This window comes from Ruminiclostridium papyrosolvens C7, assembly GCF_000421965.1.
Classification (GTDB): domain Bacteria; phylum Bacillota; class Clostridia; order Acetivibrionales; family DSM-1351; genus Ruminiclostridium; species Ruminiclostridium papyrosolvens_A.
Genome location: NZ_ATAY01000014.1, coordinates 67896 through 83068, shown reverse-complemented (window position 1 = coordinate 83068; position 15173 = coordinate 67896). Strand labels below are relative to the sequence as shown.

Annotated in this window: 18 protein-coding genes; 15 read left to right on the top strand and 3 right to left on the bottom strand. The window is 37.1% G+C overall.

Annotated elements, in window-relative coordinates; all coding sequences use genetic code 11:
• Positions 1-123 precede the first annotated feature (123 nt).
• Complete coding sequence (locus tag L323_RS23895; protein WP_020814172.1) at positions 124-495, bottom strand: metal-dependent transcriptional regulator; 372 nt, start codon at positions 493-495, stop codon at positions 124-126.
• 236 nt (positions 496-731) lie between these two features.
• Between L323_RS23895 and L323_RS23890 the strand changes: the two genes are divergently transcribed.
• The 9 genes from L323_RS23890 (at position 732) to L323_RS23855 (ending at position 8979) form a co-directional block, all read left to right on the top strand.
• Positions 732-941 carry a FeoA family protein gene (locus tag L323_RS23890; RefSeq protein ID WP_020814171.1) on the top strand — a complete coding sequence of 70 codons (210 nt, stop codon included), beginning with the start codon at positions 732-734 and terminating at the stop codon, positions 939-941.
• Between the two features lie 26 nt (positions 942-967).
• Positions 968-1189: a FeoA family protein gene (locus L323_RS23885; RefSeq protein WP_020814170.1), complete on the top strand. Its 222-nt coding sequence runs from the start codon at positions 968-970 to the stop codon at positions 1187-1189.
• An 80-nt stretch (positions 1190-1269) separates the two neighbouring features.
• A complete protein-coding gene (gene feoB, locus L323_RS23880) occupies positions 1270-3405 on the top strand; it encodes a ferrous iron transport protein B (RefSeq protein WP_020814169.1) in 2136 nt (711 codons plus the stop codon).
• Between the two features lie 23 nt (positions 3406-3428).
• Positions 3429-3596: a FeoB-associated Cys-rich membrane protein gene (locus L323_RS40730; RefSeq protein ID WP_020814168.1), complete on the top strand. Its 168-nt coding sequence runs from the start codon at positions 3429-3431 to the stop codon at positions 3594-3596.
• Between the two features lie 199 nt (positions 3597-3795).
• Positions 3796-4710 carry a quinolinate synthase NadA gene (nadA, locus tag L323_RS23875; protein WP_020814167.1) on the top strand — a complete coding sequence of 305 codons (915 nt, stop codon included), beginning with the start codon at positions 3796-3798 and terminating at the stop codon, positions 4708-4710.
• A 106-nt stretch (positions 4711-4816) separates the two neighbouring features.
• Complete coding sequence (gene nadB, locus L323_RS23870) at positions 4817-6421, top strand: L-aspartate oxidase (protein WP_020814166.1); 1605 nt, start codon at positions 4817-4819, stop codon at positions 6419-6421.
• A gap of 11 nt (positions 6422-6432) precedes the next feature.
• Complete coding sequence (gene nadC / locus L323_RS23865) at positions 6433-7269, top strand: carboxylating nicotinate-nucleotide diphosphorylase (RefSeq protein ID WP_020814165.1); 837 nt, start codon at positions 6433-6435, stop codon at positions 7267-7269.
• 446 nt (positions 7270-7715) lie between these two features.
• The gene (locus L323_RS23860; protein ID WP_014315550.1) at positions 7716-7886 is read left to right on the top strand and encodes a small, acid-soluble spore protein, alpha/beta type; all 171 of its coding nucleotides are present in this window, start codon (positions 7716-7718) and stop codon (positions 7884-7886) included.
• 199 nt (positions 7887-8085) lie between these two features.
• The gene (locus L323_RS23855; protein WP_020814164.1) at positions 8086-8979 is read left to right on the top strand and encodes a YegS/Rv2252/BmrU family lipid kinase; all 894 of its coding nucleotides are present in this window, start codon (positions 8086-8088) and stop codon (positions 8977-8979) included.
• An 81-nt stretch (positions 8980-9060) separates the two neighbouring features.
• Here L323_RS23855 and L323_RS23850 read toward each other — a convergent pair whose 3' ends face one another.
• Complete coding sequence (locus tag L323_RS23850) at positions 9061-9306, bottom strand: hypothetical protein (protein WP_020814163.1); 246 nt, start codon at positions 9304-9306, stop codon at positions 9061-9063.
• Between the two features lie 258 nt (positions 9307-9564).
• Here L323_RS23850 and deoC point away from each other — a divergent pair, with 258 nt between their 5' ends.
• Positions 9565-10221 (top strand): deoxyribose-phosphate aldolase, encoded by a 657-nt coding sequence (gene deoC, locus L323_RS23845; RefSeq protein WP_020814162.1) that lies wholly within the window; start codon positions 9565-9567, stop codon positions 10219-10221.
• A gap of 68 nt (positions 10222-10289) precedes the next feature.
• Here the strand turns inward: deoC and L323_RS23840 are convergent, their stop codons facing one another.
• Positions 10290-10670, bottom strand: a complete 381-nt coding sequence (locus L323_RS23840; RefSeq protein ID WP_020814161.1) for a desulfoferrodoxin — start codon at positions 10668-10670, stop codon at positions 10290-10292.
• Positions 10671-10834: 164 nt separating this feature from the next.
• Between L323_RS23840 and sfsA the strand changes: the two genes are divergently transcribed.
• From sfsA to L323_RS23820, 5 genes are all read left to right on the top strand, one after another.
• The gene (gene sfsA / locus L323_RS23835; RefSeq protein ID WP_020814160.1) at positions 10835-11515 is read left to right on the top strand and encodes a DNA/RNA nuclease SfsA; all 681 of its coding nucleotides are present in this window, start codon (positions 10835-10837) and stop codon (positions 11513-11515) included.
• On the top strand, positions 11515-11916 hold the full coding sequence (locus tag L323_RS23830) for a secondary thiamine-phosphate synthase enzyme YjbQ (RefSeq protein WP_020814159.1): 402 nt from the start codon (positions 11515-11517) through the stop codon (positions 11914-11916). The genes sfsA and L323_RS23830 overlap by 1 nt, the downstream gene beginning before the upstream one ends.
• Before the next feature lie 317 nt (positions 11917-12233).
• On the top strand, positions 12234-12365 hold the full coding sequence (locus L323_RS41875; protein ID WP_020814158.1) for a hypothetical protein: 132 nt from the start codon (positions 12234-12236) through the stop codon (positions 12363-12365).
• A gap of 127 nt (positions 12366-12492) precedes the next feature.
• Complete coding sequence (locus L323_RS23825) at positions 12493-13587, top strand: GntR family transcriptional regulator (RefSeq protein WP_020814157.1); 1095 nt, start codon at positions 12493-12495, stop codon at positions 13585-13587.
• Between the two features lie 88 nt (positions 13588-13675).
• Positions 13676-15157: an L-fucose/L-arabinose isomerase family protein gene (locus L323_RS23820; RefSeq protein WP_020814156.1), complete on the top strand. Its 1482-nt coding sequence runs from the start codon at positions 13676-13678 to the stop codon at positions 15155-15157.
• Positions 15158-15173 lie beyond the last annotated feature (16 nt).

The following is a 15173-nucleotide window of genomic DNA, read 5'->3' as shown; positions in this document are numbered from 1 at the left end:
GCTTATTATATAACGGATATCATAAAAGTAGATAAATTACTTTTGTGTGGTAAAAAATTAGATATAATAGAACATTTGACATATTTATATACAAGAAATTATCATTATATAATCAATTTAGGTTTACTTATTACTAGCATTTTCTTTTATTTTCTGAAAAGTTTCCTGACTTATTACATGTTCTATCCTGCATGCGTCCTGTGCTGCTGTTTCTGGGGAAACACCGATTGATACTAAATAGCGGGACAGTATTTCATGTCGTTCGTACATTGCTTTAGCAATGCTATAACCACTATCTGTAAGCGTTATATATCCCGTACTATCATCTATTGTAATGTATTCCGAATTTTTTAGAATAGTCATGGCGCGACTTATGCTAGGTTTTGTATACCCTAATTCGTTAGCAATATCAATTGAACGGACATTCCCATTCTTATTTTTAAGAATTAATATGGTTTCCAGGTAATTTTCACCTGACTCCTGTAACTTTGTCATTTAACAGCCTCCATATTCTTCGTATGAAATCAATCTATTCCTAATTCTATAATTATAACATATGAAAACCCTTTATCAAGGTGTGAGTAATGGCTTGATTTACAAATTCAAGAATTTAAGTATAAGATATATTGACAAATGTAGTTAGCAGTGGTAAACTCAAATATGAGGTTAGCAAGTGCTAACTATTTTATAGATGATAGGTTAGTTGACACTAACTAAAGGGAGTGATTCATATGCCATTAACTATGGTTTCTTTAGGCGAAATGAATTCAATAAAGGCAATACGAGGGAAAGATGAAACCAAAAAATTTTTAGAAAGCTTGGGTTTTGTAGTAGGAGGGAATGTTACCGTTATTTCCGAAATCGGTGGTAATATGATAGTGAATGTAAAGGAAGCACGTGTTGCAATTGATAAAGCAATGGCCAACAGAATTATTGTATAAATGTTATATAGAAATGAGGAAGTAATATGAAAACTCTCAGAGATGTAAAATGCGGCGATACCGTGACGGTTATAAAGCTGAGCGGTGAAGGAGCTGTGAAGAGAAGGGTTATGGATATGGGTATTACTAAGGGTACACCTATATTTGTAAGAAAAGTTGCTCCACTGGGGGATCCAATTGAAGTAACTGTCAGAGGATATGAGTTGTCACTGAGAAAAGCAGATGCTGAAATGATTATAGTAGATTAATCAGGCAGGGTAATAAAGGCCCTGCATATTTTAACAGTATAGTTAGCGCAAACTAACTATATTTTTAGGGGGAAGGAACAATGGCAATAAAAATCGCACTTGCAGGAAACCCGAACTGCGGAAAAACTACCATGTTTAATGAGTTAACAGGTAGTTCACAGTACGTTGGAAACTGGCCAGGAGTTACAGTCGAAAAAAAAGAGGGTAAGCTCAAAGGGTATAAGGATATAACTATAATGGACTTACCCGGCATCTACTCTTTATCTCCTTATACTCTTGAGGAAGTTGTTACACGTAATTATCTTTTAAATGACAGACCTGATGTTATTATTAATCTTGTTGATGCATCGAACATTGAACGTAATCTTTATCTTACCACACAGTTAGTTGAATTAGGAATTCCGGTTGTTATTGCGTTAAACATGATTGATATCGTCCGTAAAAACGGGGACAAAATTGATATTCAAAAGCTTAGCAGTGAATTGGGCTGTATTGTTGTTGAAACATCAGCTGTTAAGGGTATCGGTTTAAAAGAGATTATCGAAAAGACAATTGATATTGCTGAGAACAACAAAATTACAATTCCTCAACATTCTTTTTCAAGTGATGTGGAGAACTCCCTTAATAAGATTGAGGAAATTGTGGCTGGGTCTGTAAGTAAACAGTCCTCCCGATGGTACGCAATCAAGCTGTTTGAACGTGATGAAAAGGTTTTAGAGCAGCTTTCTTTTGAGGTTGAAACTTTATCAAAGATTGATGAAATAACCGTAGCCTGTGAAGGAATAATGGATGATGACAGTGAAAGCATTATAACTAATGAACGTTATTTCTATATTGGAAAAGTAATAAAGAAGTGCTTACATAAAAAGAGAGTAGGCATGACTCCATCGGATAAAATTGATCAGATAGTTACCAACAGATGGCTTGCACTTCCTATTTTTGCAGCTATTATGTTTATAGTGTATTTCGTATCTGTTTCCTGGTTGGGTACGATAGTAACGGATTGGACAAATGACACGTTTTTTGGAAGTTGGATACAGCCTGCAGTAGGTACCTTCCTTTCGAATGTAGGCGCGGCAGAATGGCTTCAGGGATTGGTAATAGACGGAATTATTGGAGGAGTTGGAGCGGTTCTTGGATTTGTTCCTCAGATGATGATTTTGTTCTTCTTCTTATCTATTCTAGAGGACTGTGGTTACATGGCTCGTGTAGCTTTTATTATGGACAGGATTTTCCGCAAGTTTGGTCTTTCAGGAAAGTCATTTATTCCAATGCTAATTTCATCAGGTTGCGGCGTTCCGGGTATAATGGCATCAAGAACCATTGAACAGGATAAAGACCGTAAAATGACAATTATGACAACTACCTTTATACCTTGTAGTGCAAAGCTGCCTATTATTGCTCTGATTGCCGGTGCGATGTTTGCGGATAAATCATGGTGGGTTGCACCTTCAACATATTTTTTAGGCATTTTAATGGTTATCTTATCAGGGATTATTCTCAAGAAGACTAAGTTGTTTTCAGGTGATCCTGCACCATTTGTAATGGAACTTCCACAATATCATGTTCCCGGCGGTAAGGGTGTTTTAATTCATATGTGGGAGCGCGGAAAGGCATTTATTATTAAGGCCGGAACAGTAATATTTGTAGCATGTGGGCTTATATGGTTCCTTTCCAATTTCAACTGGAGTTTTAAAATGGTTGAAGAGGGAAACAGTATTCTGGCATCGATAGGTAATGTAATTGCACCGATATTCAAGCCTTTGGGCTTTGGAACATGGCAGGCTTCCGTTGCCGCAGTAACCGGCCTTGCTGCTAAGGAGAACGTTGTAGGAACCTTTGGTGTTCTTTTTGGCTTGGGTGAGGTCAGTGAAAGTGATCCTACACTTCTTGCCAGCATTTCGGGTATGTTTACTGCCGTTAGCGCTTACGCTTTTATGGCATTTAATCTTCTTTGTGCGCCGTGTTTTGCAGCAATAGGGGCTATTAAGCGTGAAATGGGCGGGTGGAAGTGGACCATGATTGCTGTGGGCTATCAGACGCTTTTAGCATATGCGATCTCATTAATAATTTATCAAATAGGTAGTCTGCTTACAGGAGCAGTTTCATTCGGAGTTGGTACGGTAGCCGCTTTAATTGTTATTGCAGTCGGCTTGTGGCTCTTGTTCTCTCCAAGTAAAAAGGCTGGAAGACAAAGTAAGAGTGTAAACGCCTGATTCAGGGATTGGAGGGGTTTTATATGATACAATTTTTAAAAGATAATATTGCAACGATTTTAATATCTGCAGTGGTTTTCGGATTAATGGCATGGGTTATAATTTATAGAATCCGACAGAGGAAAAATGGCGAATCAAGCTGCGGCTGCGGGTGTTCAGGCTGTCCTGAATCCAGCAGATGCCACAAGTAGTTTTTACTTATTTTTTAAACTAAAAACATTATTATGTAAAAAATCTTTTCATTATTATATGAAGGGATTTTTTCTTTTAGTATAAAAGCATTTACAAAGCAAATTATAAGTATTAAAATAAATGCAGTATTTTAAACTTCCGTGTATTCAAGTAGATTGCGTATTGTGGAATTTTTAACAGATAACGAGGGTAAAAATAATGGATAAAAATTTGTTGATTAGTAATATTAACAAAATGAAGAGAGAGCATAATGCAGTTATTGTTGCTCATAGCTATCAGGTTGATGAGGTGCAGGAAATAGCTGACGTTACGGGAGACTCTTTTGCTTTAAGCCAGTTTTGTGCTTCCAGTCAGGCTGATACTATAGTTTTCTGCGGAGTACATTTTATGGCGGAAAGTGCTAAGATCCTGTCGCCTGAAAAGACGGTTCTGTTGCCTGAAATAAATGCAGGTTGTCCCATGGCTGATATGGTTACGGCTGATGCTTTGAAAGAGGCAAAGAAAAAGTATCCTGATGCAGCTGTTGTATGTTATATAAATTCAAGTGCAGAAGTTAAGGCAGAATGCGATATCTGTTGTACTTCTTCTAATGCAGTGGACGTTATCAAATCAATTGATAAAAAAGATATTATTTTCGCACCTGACAAAAACCTTGGCAGTTATGTTGCAAAAATGGTGCCTGAAAAGAATATTATTTTTTGGGAAGGCTACTGTATTACACATCATAAAATTAAGGCAGATGCGGTTATAGAGTCAAAGAGGCTCAATCCAGATGCTATTTTACTGGTGCACCCGGAGTGCCAGCCAGAGATACAGGAGCTTGCAGATTTTGTGGGGAGCACAAAGCAGATTATTGATTACGCAAGAAATTCTGAACATGATAAATTTATTATCGGAACTGAGATGGGTGTTCTTTATCAGTTGAAAAAGGAAAACCCAAATAAAACTTTTTATATGATGTCAACCGGGCTCATTTGTCCGAATATGAAAAAGACATCATTACAGAGTGTTCATGATGCTTTGGCAAAAAGGCAATATGAAATAACACTGGACAGAGATATTATTGAGCGTGCGTCCGGCAGTTTAAACAGAATGCTGGCGGTAGGAAAATAGATATTTGTAACAATTAAGTACTTTACCCCATAGCATGGAACAGAACTGATATAAGTAGCGCTTGTCAGAAGCTCCTTTACAAAAGTGGGGATATGGAGGGTAAAAAATGGAAGAGGATAGTACTAAGGTTGACGTTGAGGTCATATACAAGGATGTTGTAATTATTGGTAGTGGAATAGCCGGAGTATACACTGCATTGGAGATACCCGAAAGTTTCCAGATTGGGATAATTACAAAGGAGACACTGGACATAAGCAATTCAGTTCTTGCGCAAGGGGGAATAGCAGTATCTCTCGATGAGAAGAACGATTCGCCGCAGCTGCATTTCAAAGATACTCTTTTTGCCGGTGCAGGATTAAACGATGAAACAAGCGTATGGGTTCTGGTGGAAGAGGCTGCTGAAAATATCAGAACACTGTGCAGCCTGGGAGTGAACTTTGATAAAAGCGGTCAACAGCTATCCCTTACAAGAGAAGGTGCCCACAGCGTAAACAGGATTATTCACTCAGGTGATACGACCGGCAAGGAAGTTTGTGATAAGCTTATTGATGTTGCCGTAAAGAAGAAGAATATATCTATTTTTGAAAGCCACTTTGCTGTTGACCTTATTATTGAAGAGGGAAAATGCAGAGGAGTTATTGTTTATGATGAAATTTCAGATAAAATAAAAGTTTTCCAGTCAAATTCTGTGGTAGTTGCAACCGGAGGTTTCGGACAGATTTATGCGCATACTACAAATCCTGAAGTTGCAACTGGAGACGGAGTAGGAATGTGTCTTAGAGCAGGTGCTCAGGCAATGGATATGGAATTTGTACAATTCCATCCTACAGTACTGTACCACCCAAAGGACAAAAGCTTTTTAATATCGGAGGCAGTCAGGGGAGAGGGCGCTCGACTTAAAAATTGCAAGGGTGAAGCTTTTATGAAGAAATATCATGAGTTAGGCGAGCTTGCACCTAGAGATGTTGTTTCAAGAGCAATTTTTAAAGAAATGTCCCTTACTGATTCTAAAAACGTTTTTCTGGATATTACTTTTAAAAGCAGGGAATATCTCGAAAACAGATTTCCAAATATTTTCAAGACATGTCTTGATTACGGAATTGATATATCCAAGGATTTTATTCCGGTTGCTCCGGCAGAGCACTATTGTATGGGTGGCATCAGAACGGATGTTGACGGTCAGACCAATATTCCCGGCTTATATGCATGTGGAGAAGTTGCTTGTACTGGAATTCACGGAGCAAACAGGCTGGCAAGCAATTCTTTGCTGGAAGGACTAGTTTTCGGAAGAAAAATTGCCAGGAAAATCGGGTCAGAAGATAGACATTGCGATAATTCAGCAGTGAACACAAAGATAGGTTATACATCAAACAAAGATAACGATGCAGCACTCAAAGCTATGAAAGAAGAGATACAGGCTGCTATGACAAAGTATGTTGGTATAATCAGAAATCAACAAAGTCTTGAAAAAGCTGCTGAAATTATTAATTATATCTATAAGAAGTATTCCGATTTGTCAGGATTCAGTCTTGTGAAACTGGAAGTATTGAATATGCTAACAGTAGCAGGCCTCGTTATAGAATCTGCTCTTGAGAGAAAAGAGAGCAGAGGTGCACATTATAGAACAGATTTTGATAAGACTGATAATGTAAATTGGAGAAAAAACATTGTTAAAGAATTGGAGAAGGGCAAAATGACTTCACCATTTTAAAAGGAGGAAAAATGAAACTCAGTAAACTTTATATCCATGAAATAGTTATGAATGCACTAAAGGAAGATATGCCCCTAGGTGATATTACTACAGATAATATCATTTCAGAAGGAGATTCATCCAAGGCTGAATTTCTGGCTAAGCAAGACGCTGTTATAGCCGGGCTTGATGTTGCAAAATATGTTTTTGAAGTACTGGATAGCGGCGTGTGTTTCAAAGCCTTTGTGAAAGATGGAGACAAGGTATCAAAAGGGGATATTATTGCAGAAGTAAGCGGCCCTACTAGAGCTTTGTTGAAGGGTGAAAGGACTGCATTAAACTTTATGCAAAGGCTGTCTGCAATTGCTACAATGACTAACAGATATGTTAATAAAGTACAGGGCTTGCCTGTAAAGGTAACTGATACAAGAAAAACTACTCCCGGGCTGAGACTTTTGGAAAAGTATGCAGTTAATGCAGGAGGCGGAGCCAATCACAGATTTTCACTTTCTGACGGTGTTCTAATCAAGGATAACCATATTGCTGCTGCCGGAGGGATAACAAATGCGGTTGAACGTGTAAGAAGCAGTATTCCTCATACTGTAAAGATTGAAGTTGAGGTAGAATCCATGGAAGAGGTTCGTGAGGCTCTGGAGTGCAAAGCTGATATAATTATGCTTGATAATATGTCAAATGAACAGATGACTGAGGCGGTCAAGTTTATTGATAAGAGGGCTCTTGTGGAGGCTTCGGGAAATATAAGTGAAGAAACAATTTACAATGTTGCGTTAACAGGTGTTGATATTATATCTATAGGAAAACTAACTCACTCTGCAAATTCTGTTGATATCAGTATGAATATTGAGTAATAAAATATAATTAAGTATGGAATGTGGATAAAATTTTATTTATCCACATTTTTTTTAAGTTATTCACATATTAATTTTAAGAAATGGCTAAAGCACTAGAGGGAGTAGAATTTGCAGGTTTGTCAGTTTCTGCAGGTAATCCACAGTTTTAGCTTGAAATGTGGATTAAAAATAATTAATTGTTGATTGTATACACGATTAATTTTGCCCATACAAAATATTGTTGTAATGTTTAAATAATAAGTGCATATATTGTGGTGGTATGAAATTTATGATGAATTTTAGTCTGTGTAAAATGTGGATTACATTTCCTTAATATTTTTCTCAAAAAGTCACACAATATATGTGTACGCTAAAAAATCTATTTCAGGCAGTGAACAGCGTAATTGCTTTCACCTGAAATGCCATTACGCAGTGGGGACTGCCTGTTAAAGGAGGCACTAACCATGAGTAGACGTAAAAGTGTGATGTCAGATGCCCTTAAAGAGGAAATTGCCAGAGAACTTGGAGTCTACAATACAGTTGCTAACGAAGGATGGGGAGCAGTATCTTCAAGAGATTGCGGAAACATTGTTAAGAAGGCAATTGAGATGGCTGAAAGAAGTGTCAACCATTAGGATGGATTAGCGTAGTTTGGGGGCCTGCAGCAAGACGAAAGTCTTGCTGACGCCCCATTTTAATACCCAGAAATATTCTCATTTGTAATAAATTTATCAATATCATGTCTATTAAGATTGCTTTTGTGTTAATTTTCATTTATTATAAATTAATAGAGAATTTTTTAAGTTTACTCTGCATAAATGGGAGGATAAACCTGTGAGAAACGCATTATTTGTATATAACCCTGTTTCCGGGGGACATAGGATTCCCAGTGAACTGGACTTTATTTTGTCCTCATTTCAGGACAAGGGTATTCTTGCTCAGCCGTACAGGTTGACGGATACTAACAGCGATTATCTCATTAATGCATTGCAGTCAGGGACATATGACTTTGTTGCTGCGTCCGGCGGCGATGGGACAATTAATTTTGTAGCCAACCTGCTGTTAAACAACGGTATTAACATGCCATTAGGAGTAATACCTTCAGGAACATGTAACGATTTTGCAAAATGCCTGGGAATAAACTCTTTTAAAGAAAGCATAGACATAATTCTTCAGGGCAATACAATTATGTGTGATGTGGGATACATAAACAATTCACAGTATTTTCTGAGTACATTTGCAGGGGGGAATTTTGTTGACGTTTCTTTTAATACAAACAGTGAGCTTAAAAAGAATTTTGGCCCTTTTGCTTATTACTTAAAAGGTATTTCCGAATTGACGAATATTAAAAGCTTTGATCTGAAAATTGCTGCGGATGATCATTTTATTGAAGGTAAGTTTCTTTTATTCTTGATTGTTAACGGAAAACAGGCAGCCGGCTTCCCCAATCTCTTGAATCAGGCGGATTATACTGATGGATATATGGATATTATCCTTGTTAAGAAATGTTCAAATATAAACCTTGCAAGTATCTTTTTTAAGGTATTGAGCAAGGAATCTGTCAATGATAAGAACGTAATCATTCTAAAGGCCAGAAAATGCGAACTGAGCAGTAAAATGCCACTGGCACTGACGGTGGACGGTGAAAGGTCGGAGCTTTTCCCGGCCAGTATTGAATTCAAGCAGATGGTTCTTGAAGTCTTTGTACCTTTTGGAGAGAATAAATAAACATATTTAATAAATATTAAGACCTGCTGAGTTAGCGGTATTAAAGTTAATCAGCAGGTCTTTTTTAGTTTTACATGCTATTTAATACATTTGATGCTTATCATCTTTTTGAGCTACCAGTAATTGATTTCGTCCGTTTACAAAGGTTTTTCTGACATAATAGCCTTCATTTACAAGCATTTCATAAAGTTTGTCGGCCTGATGGAAATAGTTATATCCTACGTCAAGAATCATTGTTTCCCCAGGTTTAAGTTTATCTTGAACAAGTGACAAAGTATTGTCTTCATTTAAATTCTCGGCATTTATAACATTGTTTTGCAACTCCATAGATGCAGCTCCTTCTCTAAGGTATTTATTTTATTGAATTTATTATTTACATGGAAATAAATAAATATAATAATCAGATTTTTCAAAATAATTGTATAAATTTTATAAATTATGGCCATTATAATATTGACCTCACAAAATACATTTTGACCCCCTTTACATGGTTAGTCGACGAAGACTAACCTATTTTTTTTCTTGATAAATCCGAAATATTGGTAAATAATATTTATGTACTAATTTTTATATACGGAGGTATTTATGACTAAGTTGGCAGGTTTAATTGACCACACAGCATTAAAACCCGAGACTTGTAAGGAGCAGATAAAGAAGCTATGCAGAGAGGCTATAGAGTATAAATTTGCTTCTGTTTGTGTTAATCCTTGTTATGTGACACTGTGCAGTGAGATTTTAAAGGAAACCGATATAAAGGTTTGTACGGTAATAGGTTTTCCTCTGGGTGCTACGTCAACCGCATCCAAGGTCGCAGAAACCGTTGAGGCAGTGGAAAATGGTGCCCAAGAAATTGATATGGTAATAAATGTAGGAGCTGTTAAGTCGGGGGATTTCCATTATGTAGAAAAGGATATTGAAGCAGTAGTTGAGGCAACAGCGGGAAAAGCAATTGTTAAGGTAATACTTGAAACATGCCTCCTTACTGATGAGGAAAAAGTTATTTGTTGTAAGCTGTGTAAGGCAGCCGGAGCCGATTTTGTTAAGACTTCTACAGGATTCAGTACAGGAGGGGCTACAACCGATGATATAAGGCTTATGAGAGAAACTGTAGGCCCTCATATGGGAGTAAAAGCAGCCGGAGGTATACGGGATTATATGACTGCAAAGGCAATGGTAGAAGCCGGTGCAACCAGAATAGGAGCAAGTGCATCTATAGCAATTGTTAATGAGGAACAAGAGTAAATATATTTTATAGAGTAACTAATAGGCCCTGCAAAGTAAAGTCACTTTACTTTGCAGGGCCACTATAATTATTTTACATGAGACATCCATAACCCATGCAGGTTACAGTATGCATAAACTTCTGCGTTACTCTTGTCGGCAAAAACTGCCGTTGGCTCATCACCGGGGGAAAGAACGATTCTTTCAGTGCCTTCGTCGCCTGCAACTTCAATCCACTCAATATAATGGGCATCAATCATCGGGTGGGCCACGGAACCAATTTGTACTACGATCTGACCGTCTTTTCTTTCCGCTACGGGAACATGTTTTTCTAGAGCTGCATCAGTAGTATTAGGTTCAAGTCTTTCCATCTGTTCTCCGCAACAGACAAGTGTTCCTCCACCATTTTTTATAACACTCACGATATTACCACACTGCTTGCAACGATAATAAGCAACTTCTGTCTTCATAGAAAACCTCCTTCAATATATTGTTATTAGTATATTAACCAATTTAAAGTTAATGTATTTATACCCATAATCAGACTGTATTAACAAAATATTTATAGTTTTTTTATCCGACTGTATGATATTCTTTTGATGTGATTAAAAAAGACAGGCAGTGGGAGGATAAATTGAAATATAAAAATATTCATGAAGGAATATTCATTGAAAGGCCAAATAGATTTATTGCACATGTGGAAATTGACGGTGTTACTGAGGTTTGCCATGTTAAAAACACCGGAAGATGTAAAGAGCTTTTATTACCGGGTGCAGTTGTGTATGCTCAGAAGTCAGATAATCCCCACCGTAAAACAGGATTTGACCTTATTAGTGTTATAAAAGGAAGCAGACATATTAATATAGATAGTCAGGTTCCCAACAAGGTAATCCGGGAGTGGTTAGAAAAGGGAAATTTATTTAAGAATCCTACTCTAATAAAACCTGAGGCAAAATATAAAAATTCAAGGTTTGATTTTTATATTGAAACTAAAGAGGGTAAGATTTTTATCGAGGTAAAAGGAGTAACGCTTGAAGAAAATAATGTAGTACTTTTTCCCGATGCACCTACCGAAAGGGGCGTAAGGCATATAAATGAGCTTATTGAGAGCTTACGGGAAGGGTATAAGGCGTATGTAATTTTTGTAATACAGATGAAAGACGTGGACTATTTTACGCCCAACAGTGTGACACATAAAGAATTTGCAGATGTTCTGAAATCTGCTCATAATAAAGGTGTGGAAATATTGGCTCTTGATTGTGTAGTGGAAGAGGGCTTTATAGAAATTGATAAACAAGTGGAGGTAAGATTGTAATGGTACGTGAGTTTAGCTTAAAAACAGAAAGACAGAACTTTTATAATATTACGGCGAGGGTTGCAGAGGCCGTGACTGAAAGTGGGATAAGCGATGGGGCTGTTATGGTATATTGTCCCCACACAACTGCCGGGATTACCATTAATGAAAATGCTGACCCTGATGTGGTTAGAGATATTCTTTATGGCTTGGATAAGGCATATCCTGACAGGGTCGAATTCAGGCATTATGAAGGAAATAGTTCAGCGCATTTAAAAGCCAGCTCCATGGGGAGCAGCCAGTACATCATTGTTGAAGAAGGAAAACTACTGCTTGGTACATGGCAGGGAATTTATTTCTGTGAATTTGACGGACCCAGAAACAGAAAGTTTTATGTAAAGATTATAAAGTCAGGTTTGTAAGTTTTACAGTTTTATCAGGTTTTGTTAACAGCCTGTTGAAAACTTTGTGGATTAGTTGGGGTAACAACAAGACTTTATCCACAGAAACACAACATTTTGTGAATTAAACTGTGGATATTACTAGATATGTGTGTATATATTGTAGATAATGAGATGACCTAATCCACAATATAGGGGATTAGGAGTATACACTTTTTTCTAGTTAAGAGATAAATTTGTTTGGATAGGTATCAGTATCCAGTAGGGTTTAGTCATGACCATATTTGTAACAACTCCTGAAATGTTAACATAACATAAAATCAGGAGGTGATTTTAAAATGAAATTACATGAGTTTTTAGATTATCAAAGAAAGCTGTGGGAAATGGATAAAATAAAATACGATACCCGTAAAATGCCCCAAAATAATTACGATAAGAAGGAAAATAATAATACAAAGCCTTCTAAATAATAAGTTTTTTAACTATTACTGCCTGATATAAATCCAGGCAGTTTTTTTATTGATAAACAGTATTGTGTATTTGAAATTATAATGTATAATTAAGATGTACGTACAAGTTGCTTATGAGGAGATTATAATGCAAAATAATGATAATCAGGTAAAGTACCTCAGGCTTATGGAGTATCTGAAACAAGAAATACTCATGGGGAAAATAAAGCCGGGAGAACAAATTCCTTCGGAAAACGTTCTTGCGGAAACAATGTCCCTGAGCAGGCATACAGTGAGAAAAGCAATTTCAATGCTTGTGAATGAAGGATATCTTTACACTGAACATGGACGTGGAACCTACTGCCTGGATAGGAGCAGAAAAAGAAGTGACTCCAGAAATATTGCTGTAATTACAACCTATATTTCAGAATATATTTTTCCAAAGGTTATTCAAGGCATTGATAGCATACTTTCGTCCAAGGGTTACAGCATTATGCTCAAGAATACCAATAATAATACCAAAAATGAGGCTGTTTGTCTGGAAGATGTACTCCAGAAGAATGTTGAGGGACTTATAATAGAGCCTACCAAAAGTGCCTTGTATTCAGAAAATATGAAGTTTTATGAAGCACTGGACAACCACCATATACCGTATATATTTATTCATGGCTTTTATCAGCAGCTTGACAGTAAATCACATGTTATACTGGATGATGCAAAAGGCATGTATTCGGCTGTGGAATATCTGGCAAAGTTAGGGCATAAAAAAATAGCAGGAATATTCAAGGCTGACGATGTTCAAGGGGTTGAAAGACATAATGGATATGCAAAAGCTGTTGCTGATGCAGGTATGGCCTATAATCCCGATGATGTGGTTTGGTTTCACACTGAGGACAGGGACATAAAGCCTTATAATATGGTTAAACGGTTGCTGGAAGAGAATCGTGGGGTTGATGCAATAGCTTGTTATAACGATGAGATTGCATTCAGAGTATATGAGTTGCTGAACAGTTTAGGTGTAAAAGTACCTGATGATATTTCGATAACGGGATTTGACGACTCCTATTTTTCTGCGAATTGCCCCGTGAAGATTACCACAGTTCGTCACCCTAAGGAGAAGTTAGGTGAGGAAGCCGCTGAAATTCTACTTCAAATGATAAAGCAAAATGATTATCTGACAGTTCCTGTTCAGAAAACTATTGTACCGGAGCTTGTTATAAAGGAATCGTGTATCAAAAGGTAGATGTTAATTTTACTTGTACGTAACAGTATACGACATTAATCTTATTTTAAATTTAAATGCAAAAAAAATATTAAGGGGGATCTCTAAAATGTATAACGTACCAAAAGTTAAACTCGGCATTGTAGCAGTAAGCAGGGACTGTTTTCCTGCAGAATTGAGCGTGGAAAGGCGTAAAGCAGTTGTTAAGGCTTGCGCAGAAACAGGATTAGAAATATTTCAGGCAAATACAGTGGTTGAGAATGAAACAGATGTTCTCAATGCTCTGAAGGAATTAAAGGATGCCGATGTAAATGCTCTTGTAGTATACCTTGGAAACTTTGGACCTGAAGGACCTGAAACCATACTTGCTCAGAAATTTGACGGACCGGTTATGTTTGTAGCTGCTGCTGAAGAATCCGAAGGAAACCTTATAGGCGGACGTGGAGATGCATATTGCGGTATGTTGAATGCATCTTATAATCTGGCATTGAGAAAATTGAATCCATATATTCCAGAATATCCTGTTGGAGATCCACAGGATGTTTCCGAAATGGTTGGGGATTTTGAAAATATTGCAAGAATACTTCTTGGCCTTTCAAAACTAAAAATATTCAGCTTTGGACCAAGACCATTTAATTTTGTTGCATGTAATGCTCCTATCAAACCTTTGTATGATTTGGGCGTTGAAATAATGGAAAATTCAGAGCTTGATCTTTTCGAGGCATTCAATAATCACAAGGATGATCCTAGAATACCTGCAGTTGTTAAAGAAATGGAAGAAGAACTCAAGAATGGAAACGGTTATCCGGGAATTCTTCCAAAGTTAGCACAATATGAGATTACTTTGTTGGATTGGGCTGAACAGAATAAAGGAGCTTCTGAATATTTTGTATTTGCAAATAAGTGCTGGCCTGCATTCCAGACACAGTTCGGATTCGTTCCATGTTACGTTAATTCAAGACTTGCAGCAAAAGGAATTCCAGTTGCATGTGAAACAGATATTTATGGTGCATTAAGTGAATATATAATTACTTGTGCTACACAAATGCCTGCAACACTGTTGGATATAAACAACTCTGTTCCTAAGGATATGTTCGAAAACAATAAGGATTTATTTAACGGATATACTCTTACAGACTTGTTTATGGGCTTCCACTGCGGAAATACTCCTTCATGTATGATGAAAAACCACTCTATGAAGTATCAGCTTATCATGCACAGATTGCTTGAACCGGACAAGGAGCCTGATATCTCAAGAGGAACTTTGGAAGGAACAATAAGACCGGGAGATATTACTTTCTTCAGACTACAGGGAACAGCTGACAGCCAGTTGAGAAGTTATGTTGCCGAGGGAGAAATCATTGATGTTGATCCTAAATCATTCGGTGGTATAGGTGTATTTGCAATCAAAGAAATGGGCAGATTCTATAGACATGTATTGATTGCTAAGAGATACCCACATCATGGCGGTGTAGCATTCAAGCACATGGGAAAAGTTCTGTTTGCTACAATGAAGCTTCTTGGTGTTGAGGACGTAGCTTTCAATCAGCCTGCAGCTATGCTTTATAAGGACGAGAATCCATTCAAATAAAAATTTATGTTAATCT